This window comes from Thermodesulfobacterium hydrogeniphilum (assembly GCF_000746255.1).
Taxonomy (GTDB): Bacteria; Desulfobacterota; Thermodesulfobacteria; order Thermodesulfobacteriales; family Thermodesulfobacteriaceae; genus Thermodesulfobacterium; species Thermodesulfobacterium hydrogeniphilum.
In genome coordinates this window covers 139,151-162,843 of sequence record NZ_JQKW01000009.1, presented here as the reverse complement: position 1 = coordinate 162,843, position 23,693 = coordinate 139,151, and the positions used below count along the sequence as shown (strand labels likewise).

Below are 23,693 nucleotides of genomic sequence, written 5' to 3'. Positions count from 1 at the left end.
CAGAGAAAGCCAGAAGATGTCGTCCCTGCACAATAATTAAGCATTTTTTAAGAGTGGCAGCCAAAGTAGTAAAACATGCTCGGCGATTAAAGATATGGTTTACCAAACAGATAGTGCATATTGATTGGATATATTTTGCTGCTACTCAATTAGAAAGGGGATTAGTTTTTAGATAGTTTTTATTTAAGATTTGAGAGTAGGAGTAAAAGGGGTTTTATTTAAAAAATGGGGGTATTGTGCTTAGAAAATAATTAAAGTAGGGATTTTAATTGGGTTTATTTTTAATTTTTACGAATTTTTTAAGAAGAATTAATTTTTGGGGGAGATTTTTTTTTTAAAATTTTTGGATAGGGCTTCACAATAAAGTTTCAATTTATAGCATGAAAAAAATGATTTTGGGTAAATTTTTTTTACTCCTTCAACCTTAAGCGGGAATTTTGGTTAGTATATCTTGACAAAATGAAAAAATATAATATTTTATAAACTGGTTGCCGGGGTAGCTCAGTCGGTAGAGCAGCGGACTGAAAATCCGCGTGTCCCTGGTTCGATTCCGGGCCCCGGCACCTCCAATCAGGACTTCAGAGTAGTCAAAAATTTGACTTTAACTTGGTGCCGTAAAAATTTTTTATAGTTATAAATAATAATTAATCTTATTTTTTCTCAAAATTGGATCTACGCTGGTTTAACCAGCTATCTTTATGTTCTCCGTTCTTTACTTGATACTCTTTTAATTGATAAAACTAAAACAATCCTTGAAAAGCCCCAAAAGTCTTCTATAATAAAATCCATTCTTAAATACCAAATAAAAAATGGAAATATATATCATTTCTGGACAAAAGGGCTGTGAAAAAGTAAATGAACTTAATGGTATAGCTATTATTGTAGATGCTTTAAGAGCAAGTGCTACCTTGGCTGTTTTATTGGAAAAAGGGATAAAAGAAATTTTTGTGGTAAGTGAAGTTAATGAAGCATGGCAATTAAAAAAGAAAATCCCTGAAGCTTTACTTATAGGGGAAAGAAATAACTTTAAAATAGAAGGTTTTGATTTTAGCAATAGCCCTTCTGAAATTTGGAAAATTGAAAATTTAAAAAATAAAAAGGCAATTTTTACCTCTACCTCTGGAGCAAGAAGGATTGTATCCTGTAAAAAGGCTACTAAAATTTTAATTGGAACTACAATAAATGCTTCTGCTATAGCCAGAATTGTTAAAAATTATGTTTCTAAATATCAAAAACCTGTAGTAATTATTCCTGCTGGAGTTTATGGTAAAGAAAATTTTTTATCTGAGGAAGATCTAATAGGAGCATGGGAAATAGCCAAAAGATTAGAATTACCTTTAAAGGAATATCCTGAAATTTTAATTTCTGGTTTTTTTAAGAAAAGTGTAGAAGAAATATTCTTAACAAGCAAACATGGTTTAGAATTAATTAAAGCTGGTTTAGAAAAAGATGTAAGATTTTGTTCTAAAATAGACATAACTAAAAAAGTCCCAGAAGTAATAGAATTTTTAAATAAAGCTGCTAAATTAAAAGAAGCTTGAATTTTTTATACATTTAAAAACATGTTTAATTCAAAAACACATCGCTTAGAAAAGCTCTATCAGGAACTAAAAAACTGTCAGAAATGTCCATTGGCTTTAACAAGAACGCAGGTAGTCTGTGGAGAGGGAAATATTAATTCCAATGTATTCCTTATTGGTCTTGCTCCTGGGAAAGATGAAGATAAAAAAGGAAGAATGTTCGTGGGCAGAGCTGGAAAGGTTTTAGATGAGCTTTTAAAGAAAGCCTCTTTGCATAGAAGTTATTTTTACATGAGTAATCTCATAAAGTGTATGCTTCCTAATAATAGACCTCCCAAAAAAGATGAAATAGAAGCCTGCACCTCCTATCTTGATGAAGAAATAGAAATAATTAATCCTGATATTTTGGTTCCTTTAGGATTTTTTGCTACTAAATATATATTTTCAAAATATGGAATCTCTTGTAAAATTGAAATGAACAGCATCTGCGGCAAAATATTTTTTGCAGAAAATAAAAAAATTATGCCACTTCACCATCCAGCCTCTCTTCTTTATTCACCTAATTTAAAATCAATTATGGAAAGAACTTATATTAAACTCAAAAATTTCTTATAATGAGTTTCTTATAAGCTTGCATTTTATATAAAATCTTTTAATATAAATTTTCAATGAATATTAAAGAAAAATGGAAAAAAATTGAAGAAGCCAGAAAAATTTTGAAACTTCCTCTTAAAACAACCAGAAAAGAAATTATTACTCATTATAAGGCTTTAGTAAAGGATTTGCATCCTGATCGTGGAGGAGATGAAGAGTTAATGAAAAAACTTAATGAAGCTTATGAGATTTTAATGGATTATTGTGATAATTATTTTATAATTTTAGCTCCTAATGAAAATATATCAGATCCTGAAGATTGGTGGTTTGCTCATTTTGGAGAAGATCCTATTTGGGGAAAAGGAGGATAATATTATATGCTCATAGTTCAGAAATACGGTGGAACCTCAGTTGCTAATTTAGAGCGTATCAAAAAGGTAGCAGAGAAGATTATTAACTATAAAAAACAGGGACATGATTTGGTAGTTGTTGTTTCTGCTATGGCAGGCGAGACAGATAGATTAATCAATCTTGCTAAACAGATTACTGAAGAACCCCCTTTAAGAGAACTGGATTTACTTGTTTCAACAGGAGAACAGGTTAGTTCTTCTCTTCTTGCTATTACTCTTCACTCCTTAGGGTTTCCTGCTAAAGCTCTTTTAGGCTACCAGATTCCTATTTACACTACTAATCTTTTTACCAAAGCAAAGATAAAGGATATAAAAGTTAATAAAATAAAAAATGAACTTTACAAAGGAAATATTGTAGTAGTAGCGGGTTTTCAAGGAGTTACGGATAAAGGAGACATTACAACCCTTGGTAGAGGCGGTTCAGATACTACAGCAGTTGCTTTAGCTGCTGCTTTAAAAGCAGATCTTTGTGAAATCTATACAGATGTGGAAGGTGTTTATACAGCTGATCCAAGAATTGTCAGCAAAGCAAGAAAGCTTAAAAAGATATCCTATGAAGAAATGCTGGAAATGGCAAGCAGTGGAGCTAAAGTTTTAGAAATGAGATCTGTGGAACTGGCTATGATCTATAAGGTTCCTTTAGTGGTAAGGTCCTCTTTTTCAGATGCAGAAGGTACTCTTATAACCGAGGAGGATGAAGAAATGGAAAAAGTGGTGGTTTCAGGAATAACTTACAATAGAAATGAAGCCAGAATAAGTATCTATGGAGTTCCTGATAGACCTGGAATAGCTGCAAGTATTTTTGGGCCTATTGGAGAGAAAGGAATAATTGTAGATATGATTATCCAAACCACTCATCCTGATGGAAAAGCTGATATTACTTTCACAGTTCCTCGTACAGATTATAAACAGGCTGTGAAGATTATAAAAGAGGTTGCTAAAAAACTAAAAGCTGAAAGAGTGGAAGGAGATGAGCATATTGCAAAGGTTTCTATAATTGGCGCAGGAATGAGAACCCATTCTGGAGTTGCTACAAAAATGTTTGAAACTTTGGCTAAACATGGTATAAATATTATGATGATTTCTACTTCTGAAATTAAAATATCCTGTGTTATAGATGAAAAATATACAGAATTGGCAGTAAGAGCTTTGCATGAAGCTTTTAATTTGGAAGAAGAAATTCCTATAAAAGAAGAAATTATAAAAAAGGTAAACTAAAAATGAAAAAAATAGAAATTTATGATACCACTCTAAGAGATGGAAGTCAGGCAGAAGAAGTTAGCTTTTCCTTGGGGGATAAAATCAGAATTGCGTTAAAACTTGATGAATTCAAAATAGATTATATAGAGGGTGGTTGGCCTGGATCAAATCCCAAAGATTTGCAGTTTTTTAAGGAAATAAAAGATTATCATTTAAAACATGCTAAAATTGCAGCTTTTGGAAGCACCCATCATCCACGAAAAACTCCTGAAACAGATGAAATTTTCAAACAACTTCTGGCAGTAAAAGTTTCTGTAGTCACCATTTTTGGAAAAAGTTGGACTATTCATGTAAAAGAAGCTTTAAAAATTTCCTTGGAAGAGAATTTAAATCTAATAGAAAATTCCATAAAATATTTAAGACCTCATGTAGAAAAACTTTTCTATGATGCTGAGCATTTTTTTGATGGATTTAAAGAGGATCCTGATTATGCTATAGCAACTATCAAAAAAGCTAAAGAAGCTGGAGCAGATTGTATCATTCTTTGTGATACCAACGGAGGAACATTACCTTATGAACTTGCAGAGATTATAAAAGAAGTTAAAAACAAATTGGGAAAAGATTTTCCTTTGGGAATTCATGCCCATAATGATTCTGAGTGTGCAGTAGCTAATAGTTTAGAGGCTGTTAGACTTGGAGCTGTTCAGGTTCAGGGAACTATAAATGGTATAGGAGAAAGATGTGGAAATGCTAATCTTTGTTCTGTTATCCCAAATTTGGTTTTAAAGATGGGTTATACCTGTAGTTCTGCTGAAGTTCTTTATAAATTAACCGAAGTTTCTAAGTATGTATTTGAAATAGCTAATTTGTCTCATCCTCCGAGACTTCCTTTTGTAGGTCGTTCTGCTTTTGCTCATAAAGGCGGGGTTCATGTATCTGCTGTATTAAAAACTCCAAGAACCTATGAGCACATAGATCCTGCTTTAGTAGGTAATACCAGAAGAGTGCTTGTTTCTGAACTTTCTGGTAAAAGCAATGTTCTTTATAAAATAAAGGAATTTGGCATTAATTTGGAGTTTGAAAGTCCTCTTTTGAATAAAATTGTAGAAGAGATCAAAAAATTAGAGGCGATGGGTTATGAATTTGAAGCAGCAGAGGCTTCTTTGGAACTTCTTATTTATAAACTTATGGGAGAACCCAAACAGTATTTTGAACTTTTAAGCTATAAGGTTTTTGATCTAAAAGTAACTAAGGATGTGCCTCAGTCTGAAGCTACTGTATTGGTAAGGGTTCCACCTGGAGTGGGAGAGGTTGAACATACTGCAGCACTTGGAAATGGACCTGTTAATGCTCTTGATAATGCATTGAGAAAGGCTTTAGAGAGATTTTATCCCCAAATAAGAGAAATGGAACTGGAAGATTATAAAGTGCGAGTCCTTCCAGGACTTCCTGGTACTTCTTCAAAAGTAAGAGTTTTTATTTTATCTAAAAGTAAAGATAAAAAATGGGGAACTGTTGGAGTCTCAACAGATATTTTAGAAGCAAGCTGTCAGGCTCTTGTAGATTCTTACACCTACAAATTATTCTTGGATAAAAGGAAACATTAATTTAAATGCCTATAAAGATCTCTTTTGTAGGTAAAGGTGGAACTGGTAAAACTACATTATCTGCCCTTTTGGTAAATTATTTTATAGATCAAAAACAAACTCCCATATTAGTAGTTGATGCAGATCCTAATTTTAATTTAAATGAACTTCTTGGAGTTGAAATAGAAACTACTTTAAGTGAAATAAGAGAAGAACTATTAAAAGGTGATACTCCAGAATTTATGTCTCGTTATGACTATGTAGAAATGAGAGTAAATGAAGCCCTTATTGAAACAAAAGACTTTGATCTGTTAGTAATGGGATATCCAGAAACCTCTGGTTGTTATTGCCCTGTGCATGCTTTTTTGTCTAATTCTTTAGAAAAACTTATGAATAACTATCCTTATGTTATAATAGATAATGAAGCAGGAATGGAGCATATCTCTCGACTTAATTTAAGAGAAATGGAACATCTTATTATTGTCTCTGATGCCAATCCAAGAGGCATACTTACAGGAGGAAGAATAGCGGAATTGGTAAGAGCTTTAAAAATTCAAGTCTCTAATTTATGGCTAATTGTTAACCAAAGTCCTGAAATTATCTCTGAAGATTTAAAATCTTACACCGAAGAAATAACTAAGAAATATAACATTAAACTTTTAGGATTTTTACCTGAAGATCCCAATATCTTAAATTATGAATTGAAGCACATACCTGTTTTTGAATGGCAAACTCTTTTAAAAACCAAAGCTTATGAACTTTTTAATCTTCTTTGGGAGTAGAGGCTATGGAAAAAACTACTTTAAAAATTTATAACACTCTCTCCAAAAAAATAGAAACCTTTATTCCTTTAAACCCACCTAAGGTAACCATGTATGTTTGTGGAATCACAGCTTATGATTCTCCTCATTTAGGTCATGCCAGATCAGCTGTGGTTTTTGATGTTCTTTATAGATTTTTACAGTATTTAGGCTATAAAGTTATTTATGTTAGGAATATTACAGATATAGATGATAAAATTATCAATCGTTCCAATCAAGAAGGAATTTTCTGGAAAGATTTGGTAGAAAAGTATATAAAAGAGTATGAAGAAGCTTTAGAGGCTTTAAATGTTTTAAAACCAACTTATGAACCAAGGGCTTCTGAGCATATTTCTGAAATAATTGATCTTATTCAAAAGCTTATAGATAAAGGTTTAGCCTATGAAAGTGATGGAGATGTTTATTTTGAGGTGCAAAAGTTCCCTTCTTATGGAAAACTTTCTGGAAGAAAAATAGATGAACTTATCACAGGCGTGAGAATTGAGGTTTCTGAAAAAAAGAAGAACCCTTTAGACTTTGCTCTTTGGAAATCAGCTAAACCCGGGGAGCCTTTTTGGGAAAGTCCCTGGGGAAAAGGACGCCCTGGCTGGCATATAGAATGCTCTGCTATGGCTCTTAAATATCTTGGAGAAACCATTGATATTCACGGTGGAGGACTTGATCTTATCTTTCCTCATCATGAAAATGAAATAGCTCAAAGTGAAGGAGCAAATGATAAACCCTTTGTGAGATACTTTATTCATCACGGACTTATTACTGTAAATGGAGAAAAAATGTCTAAAAGTCTTGGTAATTTTGTAACCATGGAATACCTTTTGAATAAGTTTCATCCAGAAGTAATAAGAGCCTTCTTACTCTCTACTAATTATAGAAGTCCTTTAGATTATTCTGAAACTAATATTAAAAATATGGAAAAAGCTATATATCATTTTTATGAAACCCTGTATTGGCTTAAAAAGGTGCAACCTCTTAGAGAAGGTCTGCTATCAGATAAAGCAAGAAAACTTGAAAGAGTCTGGCAGGAATTTGAAAAGAAATTTTTAGAAGCACTCTCTGATGATTTAAATACTGCTTTAGCTCTGGGCCAACTATTTACCCTTGAAAACGAAGTTTATAATTTTATCAGCAGAAATCCTGCTATAACTACAGAAGAATCAGTATTATTGGAAAAAATAGAAAAGAGTATAAAACAAACAGCAGGAAAAATTTTAGGAATAGGAATAAGTGATCCTTCAGACTTTTGGCAAAAAGAAAGAGATAAAAAATTAAAGTCCGTAGGTAAAACTGTGGAGGAAATAGAAAAACTTGTTAAAGAAAGGGAAAAAGCAAGAAAAGAAAAAAATTTTGCTCTGGCAGATCAAATCAGAGATAATTTACAAAATCTTGGTATAATTTTAAAAGATACCAGAACGGAAACATTCTGGTATGTGGAGTAAACCATGATATGGTTTGATTATGTAGCTTTAGCTATATTAGCTTATTTTATAATAAGAGGATTCTTAGGGGGCTTTGTTAGAACAGTTTTTTCTTTTATAGGAATGATTATAGCATTTTTATATTCTGGATGGCTTTCTATTAAAATAAGTCCTTATGTAGGAAATTTAACCACTAATAATCCTAAAGTTTTACCTATTTTGAGTTTTATCATAGCTTTTATCCTGATTTATCTCAGCTTTGTTCTTTTGGGTTTTATAATTAGAATTATCTTGGGAACAATGCAACTCACTATAGCAGATTATATCTTAGGAGCTATACTGGGATTTATTAAAGGTGCTCTTTTTATCACCCTTTTTTATCTTGTTTTGGTAATACCCTATCCTAAAGCACAAGAATATTTAAACAAAGCTTTAACTTATCCTATAGTAAAACACACCTGGAAAATCTCCTCACAGTTTTTACCCCAAACTTGGCGAAGTTTCCTTAAAAAAAGAAATATTAAAATTGATTAGCTTTTACATTTTACCTTTAGTAGAAAGAATGTCTATATTTACAGGTTTTAAAGCCCTTTTAAAGGCATAAGCAAGAGCTTTAAAAATACTTTCTGCTATATGATGAGCATTTTTTCCATAAAAGTTTCTTACATGTAAGGTGAATTTTCCATTAATAGAAAAAGCCTTCAAAAATTCTTCTATGAGTTCTGTATCAAAATTTCCTATTTTTTCTGTAGGAAATTTTACATCATAATAAAAATAAGGTCTTTTTGCAAGATCAATTACTACCTGGCTCAGGGCTTCTTCCATAGGGATAGTTGCCTCTCCATAACGGGAAATTCCTTTTCTTTCCTCAAGTGCTTCATCTAAAGCCTCTCCTAAGGTAATACCTATATCCTCCACAGTATGATGAAAATCCACTTTTAGATCTCCTTTTGCTTCTATCTGAAGCTTTACACCTGAATGATATGCAAAAAGCTCAAGCATATGATCTAAAAAACCAATTTCAGTATTTATAACATTTTTTTCTAAGTCTTTTCCACTTAGATCTATTTTCAAACTGATTTCTGTTTCCAAAGTAGTTCTTTTTTTATATACCAATTTCATTTCAACCTCCCTATTCTTCATTTACCAATCTAAAAGCCTCTAAAGCAAGGATCCCTGCTTCTGTAATAGAATTTGTTCCTACCAATCCAGCCATTCTGAGGACTTTTAATTCTTTATTAAAAGTTTCTGGATCAAGTCCAGCTACTTTGTAAGCAGTAGCCCAGTTCTTGGGTAAAACTCTCACCTTTTTCTCCTTAGTATAAAGAGAGCCTATTTCCTGCAAAGCCAAAAGAATACGCATTCCAAGGGGCGTTAAAGGATTACTCATTCCTAAAGGAGCTCCTGCTATAGCACGTTTAATAAGTTTTCCTGCTTCTGTAAGAACTATAGCATGATTAGGTAATATATTTATAAAACCACGTGCTTCTAATTTATCTAAAGCATATTCTATTTCTTCATGCCAAACCTCATCAAAATTAGCATAAATATCTTCCACAAAAAAGCGCTTTTCAGGAATAGCTTGAAGAACCATCTTTTCAAATTTTGTAATATGTGGAAGCCTTTTCACATTATAAGCTAATTTAGAATAAAGTTCTCCAGAAGTACTAATCTCTCCATTACCAACTAAATGCGCTTCTACTGCTTTTTCATGCCATTCATAATTAGGTGCTGTAAATTCGCTATAATTCATATTTATAGCTTTAACAGCTGTAGCATGGATTTCTCTAACTCCCTTTTGCTTGATATCCTCTAAAACCTCTTTGCCATATTCTGTAAGTATATAAACTTCTTTGTTTTTTTCAAAAGTGCTTTTTACTAAATTAAAAGCCTCTAAAGTATAAAGAGAAGTTCTGGTTACATCTCCTAATTTTTCATACCATTTTCCACCAGCCTCATAAAAGCTTTTAAATAATTCTTCTGTAGTTTTAACTTCAGCAAATTTAGCCTTAATCTCTTCTTTTTTCTGATATCCAAGATCTTGATATAAACGACGTCCATAAAAACTATGTAAATGTTTATATTCTTTTAAAGGCTTTTCATATAAAAATTTTGCTATTTCATCTGGAGTGGGTAAAATTTCGGGATTGCTTTTATTTTTTTCCCATAAAATATCTACAATTTTTAATATCTCCTCATCAATTTGCTCAAGATTAAAGGTTTTTACAGGCTTTATACCTTTCCCTTCTTTCCAGATCCAGTAAACCTCAGTTAAATATTCTCCTGCTGGTAAAAATTCACCTTTATCATTAATATAGCCTAAACTCATTAAAGTTTCCTTTTCTGCATCTGTAAGAACTGAGATATCCTCAGCATCCCATAGTTTTATCAAAGAATCCATAATATCTTCGGAAATTATGGTGTTAAATGCTGGAATAGCATATTGGGTAACTTTTTTAATAGCCCTTCCAAGAGGAGTTAAAGTAAAAATATCTGATTTCGGAACTGAAAAGGCTATAAGTCTCATAGCTTCTAACTTGAGAAGCTCTCTACCTCTTACAGGAAGAATAGAAGCTGGTCCAGGACCTGCTGGCATATCTTTAAGATATTTAAATGTATCACCAGTAATAAGAAGTCTAGGATGCATATTTCTAAAAATCTCTAAAACCCTTCTTCCATATTCATTAACTGTATCATTTTTTAGAAATCCTCTTTTTTCCAGAAATTCTTTAATGTAAGGTCCTGGAAGTCCATCATTAACCTCAGCGTTTTGAAGCATAGTAATTACTTCAGAACCAATCCAACGAAAACCCTCTTCCCAATTAGCAGGATGTTCCAAAAGCTGTTTTTTTATCATCTCTTTGATAATACTCACTAAATATTTACTCCAATAAGTTAGAGAATAAGTAGAGGGCTTTTCTAACCTAATCAATCCCTGTAATTCCAATTCAATATAAGGATTTTCTTCTGGAGTGGGTATAGTTAAAGTTGTTACTCCAGTATGAACTGCTTCATCCAGATTTAACAAAGCAAGAACATGCTCCTTTCTTATAATCATATTTCCCCTCCTGCTTTCATTTAGACAAATATAAATTCTTTTTGTTAAAAAATTAAGTCTCATCTTTATAACTTCAAGACTATTTTATTACATTTTTATACTTTCACTTTTACAATTTTTGAGTTTAAATTATATTTATGATGAATTATTTAATTAATGGACTGTTTATTTTTATTGCAAAAATTTGTGATGTAAGTCTTGGAACTATAAGAATTGTCCTTTTAGCAAGAGGGCTTCAACTTCAGGCAAGTATTATAGGTTTCTTTGAGGTATTAATCTGGGTTATTGTTGTATCTCATATTATAAACCATTTAGATCATCCTTTTTATTATGTAACTTTTGCAGCCGGCTTCGCCTTTGGTAATTATATAGGTTTATATTTAGAGAATAAAATAGCTATGGGGAATGTTTTAATAAGAGTAATGACAAGATCAGAGCCTGAAAAATTACTAAAGCTTTTAAGAGAAAAAGGATTTATTGTTACTTCAGTTAATGCTGAAGGAAGAGATGGTCCTATAAAGATACTCTTTTCTGTTGTAAAAAGAAAACAAATTCCTAAATTTTTAACCTTAGTTCAAAAAAATTGCCCTCAAGCCTTTTATACTATAGAAGATATAAGAGATGTTAAAAGATACGGCGGAGAAACTCCACCTCCTAAAGCTGATTTTTTAGGTTTATTTAGAAGATTCATCTGGATAAAAAGAAGATAATTATAATTCCAACTTTCCTTTGGGATAGCTGTCTATGATTTTTATCTCTGGGTATTCAATTTTCTTTAAGACCAATCCCTGTGGGGGAGCTGGAGGAGGAGCTACTTTTCTATCTCTTGCTTCCATAATTTTCTGAAAATCCTCTACTGTGAGATTCCCTCTCCCTACCTCAACTAAAGCTCCTACAATATTTCTAACCATATAACGCATAAATCCTCTTCCTGTAATCTCAAAAACAAGTACATGCTTCCTTCCAGGAACTCTTTTTATGTTGGCATCATAGATAGTTCTTACTGTAGTTTTTATATCTGTCCCAGATTTTCTAAAACTAGCAAAATCCTTTTCTCCAATAATTAACGGTAAACACTCTTTCATAGCTTCTATATCAAGTTTCTCAGGAACCCACCAAGAATAAAGTCTTACCAAAGGATTTCTTACAGGATAGTTATAAATATAATAAACATAGGTTTTTTTAAGAGCATGCCTCTGAGAATGAAATTTGAAATCCACCTCCTCCACTTTCCAAATAACTATATCCTGTGGAAGCATGGCATTTACTGCTTTATAAATCACTTCAACAGGTCTATCAGAGGTTGTTAAAAAATGAGCTACTTGATACAAAGCATGAACCCCTGCATCTGTTCTTCCTGCTGCCTTGAGTTTTACTTTATGTCCAAAAAGCTTGGATAACACTTCTTGAATAACACCCTGTACAGTCGGACCTTTTGGCTGAATCTGCCAGCCTAAATAATTTGTTCCATCATAGGCTATAAATATGCGAATATTTCTGATGTTTACTTCATTCATAAACTAAAAGCCTTTTTTATTTCCTCTATAAAACTATCAAAATCACTAAGACGATCTTTAAAAACGATATGAATAAGCAAATTTCTGAATTTTACCATATTCTTATACTTATCTAAATTTTCTTCAGACACTATTCTCTTTTCCTCCAAAATCTCAAAACAATCTGCATAAGAAATAGGTTCTCTTAAATTTAATCTGCTAACTATATGTTTACATACATCTATCATTTGCTGGATCGCAAGCTCCAAGTTTCTTTCTATAAATTGCTTTATTACTATATTTTTTGAAACTCCTCAAAGCTAAGCTCTTTGATATTTTTGAGTTCTTCCACATATTGCTCTATTTTTTAAGCTTATTTCTTACTAAAGTTTTATCTATCATTTTAGTCTACATATTTAGAATATCCTGTAATATCTAAATATTCTTGATAATCATCTATAGTATTTTCTCTAAATTTGCTATATACTAAAAAATCTTTTATAAAAAGTTCTTTTCTATTTTTCATCACTTGATGTCTTAAAAGCGGACTTACCTCATTTAAAACTACAATTTCTACTTCCCTTTTTATCAAATCACTAAGTTTTTGCATAAGAGATAAAAGCTCATATTCTGAAACAGGGTTCTTTACATAAATAGCTACATCTATGTCACTATCTTTTCTAAGTTTTCCAGTTGCTGCAGAACCAAACACTAATGCAAACACTATATTAGGATCTTTTTCTAAAAAATCTTTTATTTTCCTGAAAATATTTTCCAAATTTCCTTGTGTTTGATGAGGCATATTAGAGAGTTATTTTACACAAAAAGAGGGAATTTGGGAAGTCCCATATCTTCTGGGAAACCAAACATAAGATTAAAATTTTGAATTGCCTGACCACTTGCTCCTTTTATTAAATTGTCTATAACAGAAGTAATTATACCCCAGCTTCTTTTTTTGTCCTCAAATATTCCTATTTTGCAAAGATTAGTACCTCTAACTTCTGAAATTCTCGAAACCTTCCCTAAAGGGACTACCTCTACAAAAGGACGATCTTTATAAAAATCTGTTAAATAAGTATGTATTTTTTCTATATCAGCTTTAAATTTTACATAAATAGTTGAAAATATACCTCTATTAATAGGTAAAAGATGAGGTGTAAATACAATTTTAACAGATTTTCCAGAAAATAAACTGAGTTTTTCTTCTATTTCTGGATTATGTCTATGGGAAGCTATTTTATAAGCTTTGAAATCTTCATTTACCTCACAAAAACTATAATAATTATCTGACTTTCTTCCAGCTCCAGAAGTCCCGCTTTTGGAATCAACAATGATAGGTTCTTCTATAAGACCTTCTTTTAAAAGGGGAATTAAAGGTAAAAGAATAGAAGTTGGATAACACCCTGGATTAGCAATTAAATCTGCTTTTTTAATTTCTTCTTCAAAAATTTCAGGTAAGCCATAAACAGCTTTTCTGCAAAGTTCAGAAAATTTATGTTTTATTTTATAAGTATTTTCATAGGTTTCTACATTTTTAAATCTGAAATCTGCTGAAAAATCAATAACTTTTATGCCTTTTTGTAAAAAAGCATGAGCCATTTCCTGTGCTTTACCAGAAGGGACACAAAGAAAAGCCACTTGAACTCTTTCTGCTATTCTTTCAACCACAGGTTCTTCAAAAACAAGATCAGCATATTTCCCACTCCAATTACAAAACTCTTTTAAAGTTTTTCCAGTTTGTTCACGAGATGTTATAACAGAAATTTCTAAATATGGATGTTTTTCAGATAATCTTAAAAGTTCTAATCCTGTATAGCCTGTGGCTCCAATGATAGCTGCTTTGACCATTTTTAAAAAAGACTTTGGCAGGGATAATCCCTGCCATTTTTATAAAAATATTTAAAACCTAACGTTTGGAGTATTGCTGACCTCTTCTGGCTCCCCTTAATCCATATTTCTTTCTTTCTTTCTTTCGAGGATCACGGGTAAGAAAACCTGCTTTTTTAAGAACAGGTCTTAAATCAGGAGAATAAGCCTCTAAAGCTTTAGCAATGCCATGTCTTATAGCTTCAGCCTGAGCTGACTTTCCTCCACCTTCTACAGTGCACTTCACATCAAATTTTCCTAATAAATTGGTAATTCTAAAAGGTGCAAAAATAACATCCTCAGCTACAATATGATCATAAAAATACTCTTTAAAATCTTTACCATTAACTATTACTTTCCCATCACCAGGATAAATCCAAACTCTGGCTATAGAAGTTTTTCTTTTTCCAGTAGCATAAAATCTATCCATATTCTTCTACCTCCTTATATTTCCAAAGGTTTGGGATTTTGAGCTATGTGAGGATGAGTTTCTCCAGCGTATATTTTAAGCTTTTTAAGAAGCCTCTTTCTCATTCTATTTCTTGGAAGCATTCTTTTAACTGCTAAATAAATAAGCTTTTCAGGATGTTTTTCTAAAAGCTGTCTGGCTGTTTCTAATTTTAATCCTCCCATATATCCAGAATGACGCCAATAAATCTTTTGATCAAGCTTTTTACCTGTCAGTTTTACTTTGTCAGCATTTATAATAACAAAAAAATCCCCCTGATCTACATGGGGAGTATAATCTGGACGATGTTTTCCCTGTAACATATAAGCTAATTTAGAGGCTAATCTCCCCAAAACTTTATCTTTGGCATCAATTATATACCATTCTCTTTTAACCTCTTCTTTTTTAACCCATGGAGTTTGGGTTGTAAAAATTGAAGACATCTTTACATTCCTCCCTTTATAATATTTCTAAAAAATTCCTCCAGAAAGTATTTCCTAACTTTATGACAAATTTTAAATTTGTCAAGATATGAATAAGATTCATATTCCCTTATTTTCAAACCACACCTTTTACATCAATAATAGGTTTGTTAATCTCACCCTCTATTATAAGTACAGGTCTGTTGTTTTTCATAAAAGTCATTATAAATTTTGAATTCTCCATTTTATTTCCTGCTAAGATATAACCTTTGCTTCTTATGGCTTTTTTAATTTCATTTTCTAAAATTGTTATATCTTTCTTTTTTATATTTCTATTCAAATGATAAGTCAAACGGGAAAGCATCATTGGTCCCATACTCATCTCTGAACCATCTATTAATTTGACTTCTCCAAAAATTGATATTAAAACAGGTCTTATCATATTATCCAATTTTTTACTTTTACTTCCTATTGTTAAAGTGTTAGTTTTGGAAGTAAACATATTTTTAGAACTTTTAGAAATCTCAGGAAGACGACTATAATTCATCACTACCAGAGTATATTTTTCTGAATTTTTGGACTTTAAAACTCCAATAGTTAAAAGAATTCTTTCTTTGCTTTTTTTATATGAAGCTGTATATCTTCTTGTAATTTCAAATTTAGGCATAGAAAGAGGGCCTTCAGATTCTGATTCTTTTTTATAACCACATTTTTCCATCTGAGAGGTAAAATAACTTTTGACATTTTTATAAATATCTCCCTTTTTATAATAAACAAGATTGATCACCAATCCTTTTCCTACCTGATCTTTTTTGTATGCTCCTCTTATCATATCATCATATCTTCCAATACAAGCCAGATCTTCTCCAGGAACCTCTTTTCCTGTAAATACTCCCCATGGAGTAACTAAGGAAATTTTTTCCTTTTTAGTTTCTTTAAATGCCTTTAACGCAAAAATTAAGCCAATTCCTATCAAAACTATTGCTAAAATTATGAACCACTTACCTTTGTGCATCATTTATTATCCTCCTGCAATTTTATTTAATGTGGTAAATTTTCTATTTTGGGGATATTAGTTTCTTTAACATTTTCTAAAGGTTGTAATACAAAAAGGAGTTGCCCCTCTTCTACCATTTGATTGAGTTTAACGCATATTTCTACAATCTGGGCATCAAAAGGAGCAAGAACTGGATTTTCCATTTTCATAGATTCTAAATTAGCAATTTCTTCTCCTTTATGAACAATATCACCCACTTTAAGAGTTCCTCTTTGAGGATTACCTATTCTCCATACTGTTCCACTAATTGGAGCTCCTACTTCATTTGGTTTGGTAGCCTTTCTAACTTCCTCTTTTTTAGCTCTGGGGGTTTTCACTTCAAAAACCCTTGCTTTATTATTTACTTTTAAAACAACATGAACAACTCCGTCACTTTCTGTACCTATAGAAACAAGTTCAATACAATAAGGCTTTCCTTCATATTCAAATTCTACCTTATCTCCAGGTTTTTTTAACACCTCTCTCCAAACCTTAGTAGGTAAAACTAAAGGAGCATCTCCATATTTTTCTCTAAACTTTATAAAATCTATGGCATCCTTGGGATGCATAAGATAAAGAATAAATTCTTCTTCTGAGGAAGGTCTTCCAAGCTCATTTTCTAATTGGTTTTTTAAAGCATCCAAATCTTCATCAGGGATAGATTCTAAAGGAGAAGTTTCTTTTCTTTCTTTAATTTTTTGCTCCCATTCATTTCCAAAAGCACTTTTATAAACCCAATCATCAGGCCAACCTATAGGAAGCTTTCCATAATGACCTAATATTAAATTCTTAAAATCACCCGGAGCCTGTCTAAAAAGTTGTAAAAGCTCTTCCTGTTCTTCTGGTTCCATAGCAGATAAATCTTGATTTTTCTCCTCTACAAATTTCTTTAAAAGCTTTATAACATGCTTTACCCCTTCTTCTCCTTTTTCCTTAGCATATCTATTTACTATTCCGCTACAGGTAACCCACGTGATCTGCGAACCAGGAGTAACATCAAAATATTTTACTATTTGATTGTAAAGAGACATAACTTGCAAAATGTAAGGCATTAAATGTAAAAAACCTCCTTTTTCTGCTTGTTCAAAAGAACTTGGAAAGGCTCCTCCAGGCATTTTGTGTCTTGTTACCATATGATCAAAGCCTTTAAAAGGAGATTCAGCCCATTCATAATCTCTTATCCATTCTCTAACCTTTTCAACTGCTTTTTCAGCAAGTTTTCTATCTAAATTAACAGGAATTCCATGTTCTCTAAATAAAGCCTCTACTCCTAAAATTGGAGAATGTCCATAGAATCTCACCAAAGTATCTTCCTCTACATCTATAATCTTTGCCCCTGCTTTAGCTGCAGCTAATAAAACAGGCATAGCAAGACCATCTGTAATATGCCTATGGTAATTTATTACCAAATCAGGATATTTTTGTTTAATAGCATCTATCAATTCTGTAACAGAGGTAACTGTTCCAACCCCTGCCATATCTTTAATACAAAGCACTATTTCATCTGTTCCTCCACAAAGATCTATTATCTCATCTACCACTTTTAAATAATATTTAGTATCAAACCATGGAGCCACTGTATAAGAAATAGCTGGCTCAAAAAGTTTACCTTTTTTCATTACCACTTCTGCAACAGTTCTCATATTTCTAACATCGTTAAGAAAGGAAAAACATCTCCATACATCTATATCTACTCTTTCTACCACATACTCTATTATGTTTTTAGGATAAGGACGGTATCCCCACATATTAGTTTCTCGAATAAGGGTTTGAAGAAGCACATTGGGCATAAGTTCTCTAAGAAGTTTTATTTCTTCAAAAGGGCTTTCTCTTCTATTCATTATTCCCACATGCCATCTCGCTCCACCATGACACTCAGCAGCAAAAAGTCCCATTTCGTTATAATAAGGTGCTAAAGTCTTTAAATCATACATTCTTAAACGATTTTTATAATCTGATTGCCCGGCATCTCTCATTCCAACTGAAACCAAACAAACTCCTGGAAGATCTCTTACCTTTTGAACAATTTCTTTTGGACTCATTCCAGGTTTAACAAATACATAACCCATTTTATACCTCCTGATTCTTCTTTTTACATCCAGTTCTGAGGTCCTAAAACTGAAATTTCAGCTACATATTGAGCTATTTTTAATACCTCATCATCTGCGGTTTTTTCTTTAAACATAGCTAATAATTCCTGAAAATGTTCCTCTATAAATCTGGTAGAAAAATTTCCTGCAATAAATTCTGGATGTCTTATAATACTCAAAAGAAGTGGTGCTATAGTTTTAACACCTTCTACTCTCAATCCTCTACTTAAAGCTCTATCCATAACTCTAATAGCTTCATTTCTATCTGCTCCTGCGGACATAACAAGCATTATTAAAGAATCATAATAAGGTGGAACATCAGCTCCTTCATAGACACCAGAAGCTACTCTTATTCCAGGACCTTGTGGTATTTCAAGTCTGGTAATAGTTCCAAAAGAAGGATTAAAAGTTTTAGGATCTTCTGCATTAATTCTAACTTCTATAGCATGTCTGTTGGGATAAATGTCATCTTGATTAAAAGGAAGTTCTTTACCCTCAGCAATATCAAACATAAGACTTACTATATCAAGACCTGTTATAAGTTCAGTTACTCCATGTTCTACCTGGAGTCTGGTATTAACCTCTAAAAAGTAAAATCTTTTTGTTTGAGGATCTAATAAAAATTCTACTGTTCCTGCAGAGTAATAGCCAATTTCTCTCATTAATCTTACCGCAGTAAAACATATTTCTTGTCTTAAATCCTCATCTATACTTGGAGAAGGAGCTTCTTCTAATATTTTTTGGTTTCTTCTTTGAATAGTGCATTCTCTTTCATAAAGATGAACTATATGTCCATGCTTATCTGCACAAACCTGAACCTCTATATGTCTTCCTCCTTTTATATATTTCTCTACTAACAAAGTATCATCTCCAAAAGATTTTTTAGCCTCTGATTTTGCTTTTTCAAAAGCTATAGACAATTCTTCCTTGTTCTCTACCCTAACCATTCCTTTACCGCCACCACCTGCTGCTGCTTTAATCATTATAGGAAATTCTATTTCTTCTTCTTTCATCCATTCTAAAATATCATCTACACTTTTTACTTTTAATAAAGCTGGTATAGCAGGAACATTAGCTCTCTGAGCTATTTTTTTAGCTTTTATTTTATCTCCCATAAGCCTGATAACTCTTGGTGGAGGACCTATCCAGATGAGTCCAGCATCTTCAACCATTTCAGCAAAATTAGGATTTTCTGCTAAAAAACCCCACCCAGGGTGGATAGCATCACATTTTTTCTCTAAAGCTGTATTTATAATTTTTTCCATATTTAGATATGAATCATGGGGGGGAGCCTCTCCTATATGTACAGCTTCATCTGCTAAGAATACATGATAAGCAAGCCTATCAGGGGTGCTATAAATAGCCACTGTTTTTATCCTCTTATCTCTACAGGTGTTCATAACTCTTACAGCTGGCACCCCACGATTAGCAATAAGAACTTTTTTAATTTCTTTCATTACTTCCCTCCTAAAAAATTTTACACATTTTGATTATTATAACATAAAAAATTTCTTTTCAATTTTTTTTATTCTCAGAGAATTTAAGGTTATATTTATTAGCTAAAAATATAGCTATTCTGCTATAAGAGGATTTAAAAGACCCTTCATAGCTATGGGAACAAATTATAAAAAAACCAAAAAAGATTCTGTTTCTATGCCCAGTTTTTTAGCTACAAAACTTGCTATCTGATAATTGTCCCCCTGTTATCATAACAGTTTTTATTCCCAAGGTTTTTAACTTTTGAATAGCCTCATAAGAATCTTTTCTCAATGGATCCTCTATAGCTAAATAACATAAAATTTTTCCATTTTCTCTTATCTTTATAACTATTTTTTTCATCTTTTAATAACCTTTCATAAATAATTTTTACCTTTCTGCAATAAATTGACACCTGCGAGCTGTTATAATTTGGAAAAGTTATAAATTAAAACTTTTTATAGAAGCTATAAATTCCTAAGATTCTATCTATAAAGATTGAGGCTGCGGAACGAACTGAAAGATGATTATAGGTATCAAGCCTTCCCCAGATAGGTTCTAAAAAATAATCGCACCTGTCAAGCACTTCCTCACAAAGACCCCAAGCAGTGCCTAAAACTAAAGCTAAGGGCTTTTCCCATAAAAGATTTCTTATCTCCTCACACCTTATATACTGCCTTTTAGGAGAAGCATCTGTTCCCAAAAGTAAAGGCTCCTCCCCTTCTATCTCTTTAACTTCAAAGATAGCCTCTTCTAAATTCTCAAAAATCTTTACCAGTTTGATAGCTTCTTTCCTTAAAGGATTATATTTAGCCCCTCCTCCTTCTAACCAATAATCTATAAGCTCATTCCCTATTTCTCTTTGATCTTCCAAGGGCTGAATAATATAAACTCCTTTTAGTCCATAAGTCCTTGCCAGTCTTGATAAATCATGAAGATCTATATTGGTAATAGCAGAAGCTATAACTTCTTTTCTTTTGTTATACACAGGATAATGTAGCAAAAATATATATAATCTCTGCCTGCTTAAAATTTCATTTAAAATTTTTCTATCCTCTTCAGATAAAACAATATCTTTAAATAAATATGGTTTTCTTTTAATAGTAGCTTTTAAAGACTGTTTTCTTCTATATTCTTCTATTTTTGCATGATTTCCGCTTAAAAGAATATCTGGAACCTTTAACCCCATGAAATCTCTGGGACGAGTATAACAAGGGTATTTCAAAAAACCTGCTGTAAAAGATTCTTTTTCCACAGAATCCTTTTTCCCTACCACTCCTGGAATAAGCCTTGCTACAGCTTCTATAATCACTAAACTTGCTACTTCTCCTCCAAAAACCACATAATCTCCTATAGAGATTTCTTCATCTATAAAATTAGCTCTTATTCTTTCATCTATTCCTTCATATCTACCACAAATTAAAGCAATATGTTTTTTCTGAGCTAATTTTTCTGCTTTTCTTTGATTAAAAACTTCTCCTTGAGGTGAGAGATAAATTATGCAGGCTTCTGGATCTTTATTTTTTATAAATTTAATAGCTTTATAAAGAGGCTCTGGTTTAAAAACCATTCCCTCACCACCACCAAAAGGCTCATCATCTACAACTTTGTGTTTGTCTTGTGTAAAATTTCTTAAATTGTAAATATTAATATTTAAAAATCCTTTTTTTATAGCCTTTCCTAAAAGACCTATTTTTAAAGGTGACTCAAAGTATTCTGGAAAAATGGTAATTATATCTATCTGCATTTTAAAAAAATTTTTAGATTTTTTGACTTTCTACCAGATCTTTTATATCTTTAACAAGAATAATACCTGCTTGAAAATCTATTTCTTCCACATATTCTTCTACTAAGGGAATATAGAACTCTTCTTTATCTTTTTTCACTAAAATTAGATCATATTCACCAATAGGCATAATCTCTTTAACTTTTCCCCAATAATTTCCTTTTTTATCTTTTACCTCAAAATTTAAAATTTGATGATAATAGAATTCATCTTCTTCTAAGGAAGGTAAATCCTGCAAATCTACATATAGGGTTTGATTTATAAGAGTTTTAGCTTTTTCAAAGTCTACATTTTTAAATTTTATAAGTATAATCTCAAAACCAGGACCTTTACGAACGCTTCTAACCTCTAAAAGATCAGTTTTATTCTTTGATAAATAGAACTTCTTAATCCTAAATAAAAGTTCAAAATTAAAAGTTAAGGGAGAGACCTTAACCTCTCCCTTAATTCCATGAGTAGTTAATATCTTTGCAATAGGAATCAGCACTATTCTATAATTTCTAATACCACCCTTTTACGCAATTTACTTCCTGCTGCTCCTAAGATAGTTCTTATAGCTTTAGCAGTTCTACCTTCTTTTCCTATAATTTTACCAAGGTCTTCTTTTGCTACTTTTAATTCAATTACAGAGGTTTGTTCTCCTTCAATTTCATTAATCTGAACTGCTTCAGGATTATCCACTAATACCTTGGCAATGTGCTCTACCAGATCTTTGAGTTTGCTCATTCTTACCCCCTTTAGCGAATTCGTATTTAAGCCTTTCTATCCACTTTAATTCCTATTTTACGAAGCAAAGCTCTTACAGTTTCTGTAGGTTCTGCTCCTCTTTCAAGCCATTTTTTAACTTTTTCTGGATCTACTTTAAATTCATAAGGTTCTTTTAATGGATCATAATAGCCTAAGATTTCCAAAAATTTTCCATCTCTCGGAGCCCTGGAGTCTGCAGCTACAACTCTGTAAAAAGGCCTCTTCCTTCTCCCAAATCTCATTAACCTTATCCTTACAGGCACTTTTCTCTACCTCCTCAATATAAGTTTTAGCTTCCCTATTTTAACACCTCTTTTATTTTTAGCAATCCTTATTTACATACCAAACATTCTTCTAAGAAAATTTTGCATTCTTCCGGGTTTCCTCATCTGTTTAAGCAATTTTAACATTTCTTCATAACTTCTTAAAAGCTTATTTACATCCTGAACAGTTGTCCCACTTCCTCTGGCAATTCTTCTTTTTCTGCTGGCATTTATAATTTTAGGATTTCTTCTTTCTTCTTTAGTCATAGAGTTAATAATTGCTTCCATCTTTACTAATTCTTTTTCATCAAATTCCATTTCACTCAATTTTTTACCAATCCCTGGTAAAAATCCTAAAATATCCTTTATAGATCCCAATTTTTTCATCTGACGTAATTGTTCTCTTAAATCTTCCAAATCAAATTCTAATTTTTTTATCTTCTTTTCTAACTCTTTGGCTTTTCTTAAATCAAAAGCTTCTTGAGCTTTTTCTATAAGTGTAAGAATATCTCCCATTCCAAGAATTCTTCCAGCTAATCTTTCAGGATAAAAGACCTCCAAAGCATCAAGCTTTTCTCCAACTCCCAGAAATTTTATAGGACAACCTGTTACCTCTTTAATGGATATTGCAGCTCCACCTCTGGCATCACCTTCTACTTTAGTAAGAATTATGCCTGTAACCCCTACTCTTTCATTAAAGGTTTTAGCTACATTTACAGCGTCTTGTCCCATCATAGCATCAGCAACCAATAAAACTTCTGAAGGATTAAAAGTATTTTTAATCTCCACTAACTCTTCCATAAGAACTTCATCTATATGAAGTCTTCCTGCGGTATCTATTATCACTATGTCTCTTCCATTATTTTTAGCCATATCTATAGCATTTTTAACAATCTCTAAAGGTTTTTCTCCTTGTTTAGCTTCATAAAAAGGAACATTTACTTTTTGTGCTAAAATCTTAAGCTGTTCTATAGCTGCGGGGCGATAAATATCTGCTGAAACAAGCAAAGGATGATAACCTTTTTTCTTTAAAAATCTTGCAAGCTTTGCTGCAGTTGTGGTTTTACCAGAACCCTGAAGACCAGCAAGAAGAATTTTAACAGGCTTTTGCCCTCCTAAATCTAATCCTTTAGCTTCACCCCCCAAGGTTTTAACAAGCTCTTCATAGACTATTTTTACTATCTGCTGAAAAGGTGTAAGACTTTCTATTACCTCAGAAGAAAGAGCTCTTTCCTCCACTCTACTGATAAGATCTTTTACTACTTTATAATTAACATCAGCTTCCAAAAGTGCTAATTTTATCTCTCTGAGACCTTTTTTAATATCATCTGTGCTGAGTTTACCTTTTTCTTTAAACTTATTTAAAGCTTCTTCTAATCTTTCACTTAGATTATCAAACATATCTTTTTATCACCTCTTTTTGATCTTTGATTTTATGTTAAAATTTAATGTAAAAATT

The 23,693-nt window shown here is 32.0% G+C and carries 26 protein-coding genes and 1 tRNA gene; 10 read left to right on the top strand and 17 right to left on the bottom strand.

The window, feature by feature from the left end; all coding sequences use genetic code 11:
- The first annotated feature begins 490 nt into the window (after positions 1 to 490).
- The 9 genes from CC87_RS05665 to CC87_RS05625 all read left to right on the top strand — a co-directional run bounded on the left by CC87_RS05665 (position 491) and on the right by CC87_RS05625 (position 8,080).
- Positions 491 to 563, top strand: a tRNA-Phe gene (locus tag CC87_RS05665).
- A 246-nt stretch (positions 564 to 809) separates the two neighbouring features.
- Entirely contained in the window at positions 810 to 1,541 is a 732-nt protein-coding gene (locus CC87_RS05660; RefSeq protein ID WP_038057043.1) for a 2-phosphosulfolactate phosphatase, read from the top strand.
- Positions 1,542 to 1,562: 21 nt separating this feature from the next.
- Complete coding sequence (locus CC87_RS05655) at positions 1,563 to 2,135, top strand: uracil-DNA glycosylase (RefSeq protein ID WP_038057041.1); 573 nt, start codon at positions 1,563 to 1,565, stop codon at positions 2,133 to 2,135.
- A 53-nt stretch (positions 2,136 to 2,188) separates the two neighbouring features.
- Entirely contained in the window at positions 2,189 to 2,485 is a 297-nt protein-coding gene (locus tag CC87_RS05650; protein WP_038057039.1) for a J domain-containing protein, read from the top strand.
- Positions 2,486 to 2,491: 6 nt separating this feature from the next.
- Positions 2,492 to 3,742: an aspartate kinase gene (locus CC87_RS05645; RefSeq protein WP_038057037.1), complete on the top strand. Its 1,251-nt coding sequence runs from the start codon at positions 2,492 to 2,494 to the stop codon at positions 3,740 to 3,742.
- A 2-nt stretch (positions 3,743 to 3,744) separates the two neighbouring features.
- A complete protein-coding gene (gene cimA / locus CC87_RS05640) occupies positions 3,745 to 5,331 on the top strand; it encodes a citramalate synthase (protein WP_038057034.1) in 1,587 nt (528 codons plus the stop codon).
- A gap of 5 nt (positions 5,332 to 5,336) precedes the next feature.
- Positions 5,337 to 6,092 carry an ATP-binding protein gene (locus CC87_RS05635; RefSeq protein ID WP_038057030.1) on the top strand — a complete coding sequence of 252 codons (756 nt, stop codon included), beginning with the start codon at positions 5,337 to 5,339 and terminating at the stop codon, positions 6,090 to 6,092.
- Positions 6,093 to 6,097: 5 nt separating this feature from the next.
- Positions 6,098 to 7,567 carry a cysteine--tRNA ligase gene (cysS, locus tag CC87_RS05630; RefSeq protein WP_038057028.1) on the top strand — a complete coding sequence of 490 codons (1,470 nt, stop codon included), beginning with the start codon at positions 6,098 to 6,100 and terminating at the stop codon, positions 7,565 to 7,567.
- Between the two features lie 3 nt (positions 7,568 to 7,570).
- Positions 7,571 to 8,080, top strand: coding sequence for a CvpA family protein (locus CC87_RS05625; RefSeq protein ID WP_038057026.1), 510 nt, complete (start codon positions 7,571 to 7,573; stop codon positions 8,078 to 8,080).
- 3 nt (positions 8,081 to 8,083) lie between these two features.
- Here CC87_RS05625 and hisB read toward each other — a convergent pair whose 3' ends face one another.
- Together hisB and CC87_RS05615 are read right to left on the bottom strand one after the other, a co-directional pair.
- Positions 8,084 to 8,668: an imidazoleglycerol-phosphate dehydratase HisB gene (hisB, locus tag CC87_RS05620; RefSeq protein ID WP_038057093.1), complete on the bottom strand. Its 585-nt coding sequence runs from the start codon at positions 8,666 to 8,668 to the stop codon at positions 8,084 to 8,086.
- A 10-nt stretch (positions 8,669 to 8,678) separates the two neighbouring features.
- Positions 8,679 to 10,604 carry a DUF505 domain-containing protein gene (locus tag CC87_RS05615; protein WP_038057022.1) on the bottom strand — a complete coding sequence of 642 codons (1,926 nt, stop codon included), beginning with the start codon at positions 10,602 to 10,604 and terminating at the stop codon, positions 8,679 to 8,681.
- Between the two features lie 137 nt (positions 10,605 to 10,741).
- On the opposite strand from CC87_RS05615, the gene CC87_RS05610 reads away from it, so the two are divergent.
- Positions 10,742 to 11,314, top strand: coding sequence for a DUF2179 domain-containing protein (locus tag CC87_RS05610; protein ID WP_084222215.1), 573 nt, complete (start codon positions 10,742 to 10,744; stop codon positions 11,312 to 11,314).
- On the opposite strand, the gene truA is transcribed toward CC87_RS05610, so the two are convergent.
- The 15 genes from truA to ffh all read right to left on the bottom strand — a co-directional run bounded on the left by truA (position 11,315) and on the right by ffh (position 23,635).
- Positions 11,315 to 12,121, bottom strand: coding sequence for a tRNA pseudouridine(38-40) synthase TruA (gene truA, locus CC87_RS05605; RefSeq protein WP_038057020.1), 807 nt, complete (start codon positions 12,119 to 12,121; stop codon positions 11,315 to 11,317).
- On the bottom strand, positions 12,118 to 12,393 hold the full coding sequence (hepT, locus tag CC87_RS05600; protein ID WP_281170015.1) for a type VII toxin-antitoxin system HepT family RNase toxin: 276 nt from the start codon (positions 12,391 to 12,393) through the stop codon (positions 12,118 to 12,120). The genes truA and hepT overlap by 4 nt, the downstream gene beginning before the upstream one ends.
- Before the next feature lie 110 nt (positions 12,394 to 12,503).
- Positions 12,504 to 12,902, bottom strand: a complete 399-nt coding sequence (gene mntA / locus CC87_RS08685; protein WP_051920631.1) for a type VII toxin-antitoxin system MntA family adenylyltransferase antitoxin — start codon at positions 12,900 to 12,902, stop codon at positions 12,504 to 12,506.
- 14 nt (positions 12,903 to 12,916) lie between these two features.
- The gene (gene argC, locus CC87_RS05590; RefSeq protein WP_038057017.1) at positions 12,917 to 13,948 is read right to left on the bottom strand and encodes an N-acetyl-gamma-glutamyl-phosphate reductase; all 1,032 of its coding nucleotides are present in this window, start codon (positions 13,946 to 13,948) and stop codon (positions 12,917 to 12,919) included.
- Between the two features lie 58 nt (positions 13,949 to 14,006).
- The gene (rpsI, locus tag CC87_RS05585) at positions 14,007 to 14,396 is read right to left on the bottom strand and encodes a 30S ribosomal protein S9 (protein WP_038057013.1); all 390 of its coding nucleotides are present in this window, start codon (positions 14,394 to 14,396) and stop codon (positions 14,007 to 14,009) included.
- Between the two features lie 14 nt (positions 14,397 to 14,410).
- Positions 14,411 to 14,857, bottom strand: coding sequence for a 50S ribosomal protein L13 (gene rplM, locus CC87_RS05580; RefSeq protein ID WP_038057010.1), 447 nt, complete (start codon positions 14,855 to 14,857; stop codon positions 14,411 to 14,413).
- A gap of 115 nt (positions 14,858 to 14,972) precedes the next feature.
- Positions 14,973 to 15,851, bottom strand: coding sequence for a hypothetical protein (locus tag CC87_RS05575; RefSeq protein ID WP_156955589.1), 879 nt, complete (start codon positions 15,849 to 15,851; stop codon positions 14,973 to 14,975).
- Between the two features lie 26 nt (positions 15,852 to 15,877).
- Positions 15,878 to 17,941, bottom strand: a complete 2,064-nt coding sequence (locus tag CC87_RS05570) for a biotin/lipoyl-containing protein (RefSeq protein ID WP_038057006.1) — start codon at positions 17,939 to 17,941, stop codon at positions 15,878 to 15,880.
- 23 nt (positions 17,942 to 17,964) lie between these two features.
- Positions 17,965 to 19,419 (bottom strand): acetyl-CoA carboxylase biotin carboxylase subunit, encoded by a 1,455-nt coding sequence (locus CC87_RS05565; RefSeq protein ID WP_038057005.1) that lies wholly within the window; start codon positions 19,417 to 19,419, stop codon positions 17,965 to 17,967.
- A gap of 208 nt (positions 19,420 to 19,627) precedes the next feature.
- Positions 19,628 to 19,801: an HAD family hydrolase gene (locus tag CC87_RS09045; RefSeq protein WP_156955588.1), complete on the bottom strand. Its 174-nt coding sequence runs from the start codon at positions 19,799 to 19,801 to the stop codon at positions 19,628 to 19,630.
- Positions 19,802 to 19,886: 85 nt separating this feature from the next.
- The gene (trmD, locus tag CC87_RS05560; protein WP_038057004.1) at positions 19,887 to 21,185 is read right to left on the bottom strand and encodes a tRNA (guanosine(37)-N1)-methyltransferase TrmD; all 1,299 of its coding nucleotides are present in this window, start codon (positions 21,183 to 21,185) and stop codon (positions 19,887 to 19,889) included.
- 13 nt (positions 21,186 to 21,198) lie between these two features.
- A complete protein-coding gene (gene rimM, locus CC87_RS05555; protein ID WP_038057002.1) occupies positions 21,199 to 21,711 on the bottom strand; it encodes a ribosome maturation factor RimM in 513 nt (170 codons plus the stop codon).
- The gene (locus CC87_RS05550) at positions 21,711 to 21,950 is read right to left on the bottom strand and encodes a KH domain-containing protein (RefSeq protein WP_038057001.1); all 240 of its coding nucleotides are present in this window, start codon (positions 21,948 to 21,950) and stop codon (positions 21,711 to 21,713) included. Before CC87_RS05550 ends, rimM begins: the two co-directional genes overlap by 1 nt.
- 26 nt (positions 21,951 to 21,976) lie before the next feature.
- The gene (rpsP, locus tag CC87_RS05545) at positions 21,977 to 22,234 is read right to left on the bottom strand and encodes a 30S ribosomal protein S16 (protein WP_038056999.1); all 258 of its coding nucleotides are present in this window, start codon (positions 22,232 to 22,234) and stop codon (positions 21,977 to 21,979) included.
- A 72-nt stretch (positions 22,235 to 22,306) separates the two neighbouring features.
- A complete protein-coding gene (gene ffh / locus CC87_RS05540) occupies positions 22,307 to 23,635 on the bottom strand; it encodes a signal recognition particle protein (RefSeq protein WP_038056998.1) in 1,329 nt (442 codons plus the stop codon).
- Positions 23,636 to 23,693: the final 58 nt, after the last annotated feature.

Coding starts and splice junctions, on each gene's coding strand:
- CC87_RS05660 (WP_038057043.1), top strand. CDS start 810: ATGGAAATATATATCATTTCTGGACAAAAGGGCTGTGAAAAAGTAAAT.
- CC87_RS05655 (WP_038057041.1), top strand. CDS start 1,563: ATGTTTAATTCAAAAACACATCGCTTAGAAAAGCTCTATCAGGAACTA.
- CC87_RS05650 (WP_038057039.1), top strand. CDS start 2,189: ATGAATATTAAAGAAAAATGGAAAAAAATTGAAGAAGCCAGAAAAATT.
- CC87_RS05645 (WP_038057037.1), top strand. CDS start 2,492: ATGCTCATAGTTCAGAAATACGGTGGAACCTCAGTTGCTAATTTAGAG.
- cimA (WP_038057034.1), top strand. CDS start 3,745: ATGAAAAAAATAGAAATTTATGATACCACTCTAAGAGATGGAAGTCAG.
- CC87_RS05635 (WP_038057030.1), top strand. CDS start 5,337: ATGCCTATAAAGATCTCTTTTGTAGGTAAAGGTGGAACTGGTAAAACT.
- cysS (WP_038057028.1), top strand. CDS start 6,098: ATGGAAAAAACTACTTTAAAAATTTATAACACTCTCTCCAAAAAAATA.
- CC87_RS05625 (WP_038057026.1), top strand. CDS start 7,571: ATGATATGGTTTGATTATGTAGCTTTAGCTATATTAGCTTATTTTATA.
- hisB (WP_038057093.1), bottom strand. CDS start 8,668: ATGAAATTGGTATATAAAAAAAGAACTACTTTGGAAACAGAAATCAGT.
- CC87_RS05615 (WP_038057022.1), bottom strand. CDS start 10,604: ATGATTATAAGAAAGGAGCATGTTCTTGCTTTGTTAAATCTGGATGAA.
- CC87_RS05610 (WP_084222215.1), top strand. CDS start 10,742: ATGATGAATTATTTAATTAATGGACTGTTTATTTTTATTGCAAAAATT.
- truA (WP_038057020.1), bottom strand. CDS start 12,121: ATGAATGAAGTAAACATCAGAAATATTCGCATATTTATAGCCTATGAT.
- mntA (WP_051920631.1), bottom strand. CDS start 12,902: ATGCCTCATCAAACACAAGGAAATTTGGAAAATATTTTCAGGAAAATA.
- argC (WP_038057017.1), bottom strand. CDS start 13,948: ATGGTCAAAGCAGCTATCATTGGAGCCACAGGCTATACAGGATTAGAA.
- rpsI (WP_038057013.1), bottom strand. CDS start 14,396: ATGGATAGATTTTATGCTACTGGAAAAAGAAAAACTTCTATAGCCAGA.
- rplM (WP_038057010.1), bottom strand. CDS start 14,857: ATGTCTTCAATTTTTACAACCCAAACTCCATGGGTTAAAAAAGAAGAG.
- CC87_RS05575 (WP_156955589.1), bottom strand. CDS start 15,851: ATGCACAAAGGTAAGTGGTTCATAATTTTAGCAATAGTTTTGATAGGA.
- CC87_RS05570 (WP_038057006.1), bottom strand. CDS start 17,941: ATGGGTTATGTATTTGTTAAACCTGGAATGAGTCCAAAAGAAATTGTT.
- CC87_RS05565 (WP_038057005.1), bottom strand. CDS start 19,419: ATGAAAGAAATTAAAAAAGTTCTTATTGCTAATCGTGGGGTGCCAGCT.
- CC87_RS09045 (WP_156955588.1), bottom strand. CDS start 19,801: ATGAAAAAAATAGTTATAAAGATAAGAGAAAATGGAAAAATTTTATGT.
- trmD (WP_038057004.1), bottom strand. CDS start 21,185: ATGCAGATAGATATAATTACCATTTTTCCAGAATACTTTGAGTCACCT.
- CC87_RS05550 (WP_038057001.1), bottom strand. CDS start 21,950: ATGAGCAAACTCAAAGATCTGGTAGAGCACATTGCCAAGGTATTAGTG.
- ffh (WP_038056998.1), bottom strand. CDS start 23,635: ATGTTTGATAATCTAAGTGAAAGATTAGAAGAAGCTTTAAATAAGTTT.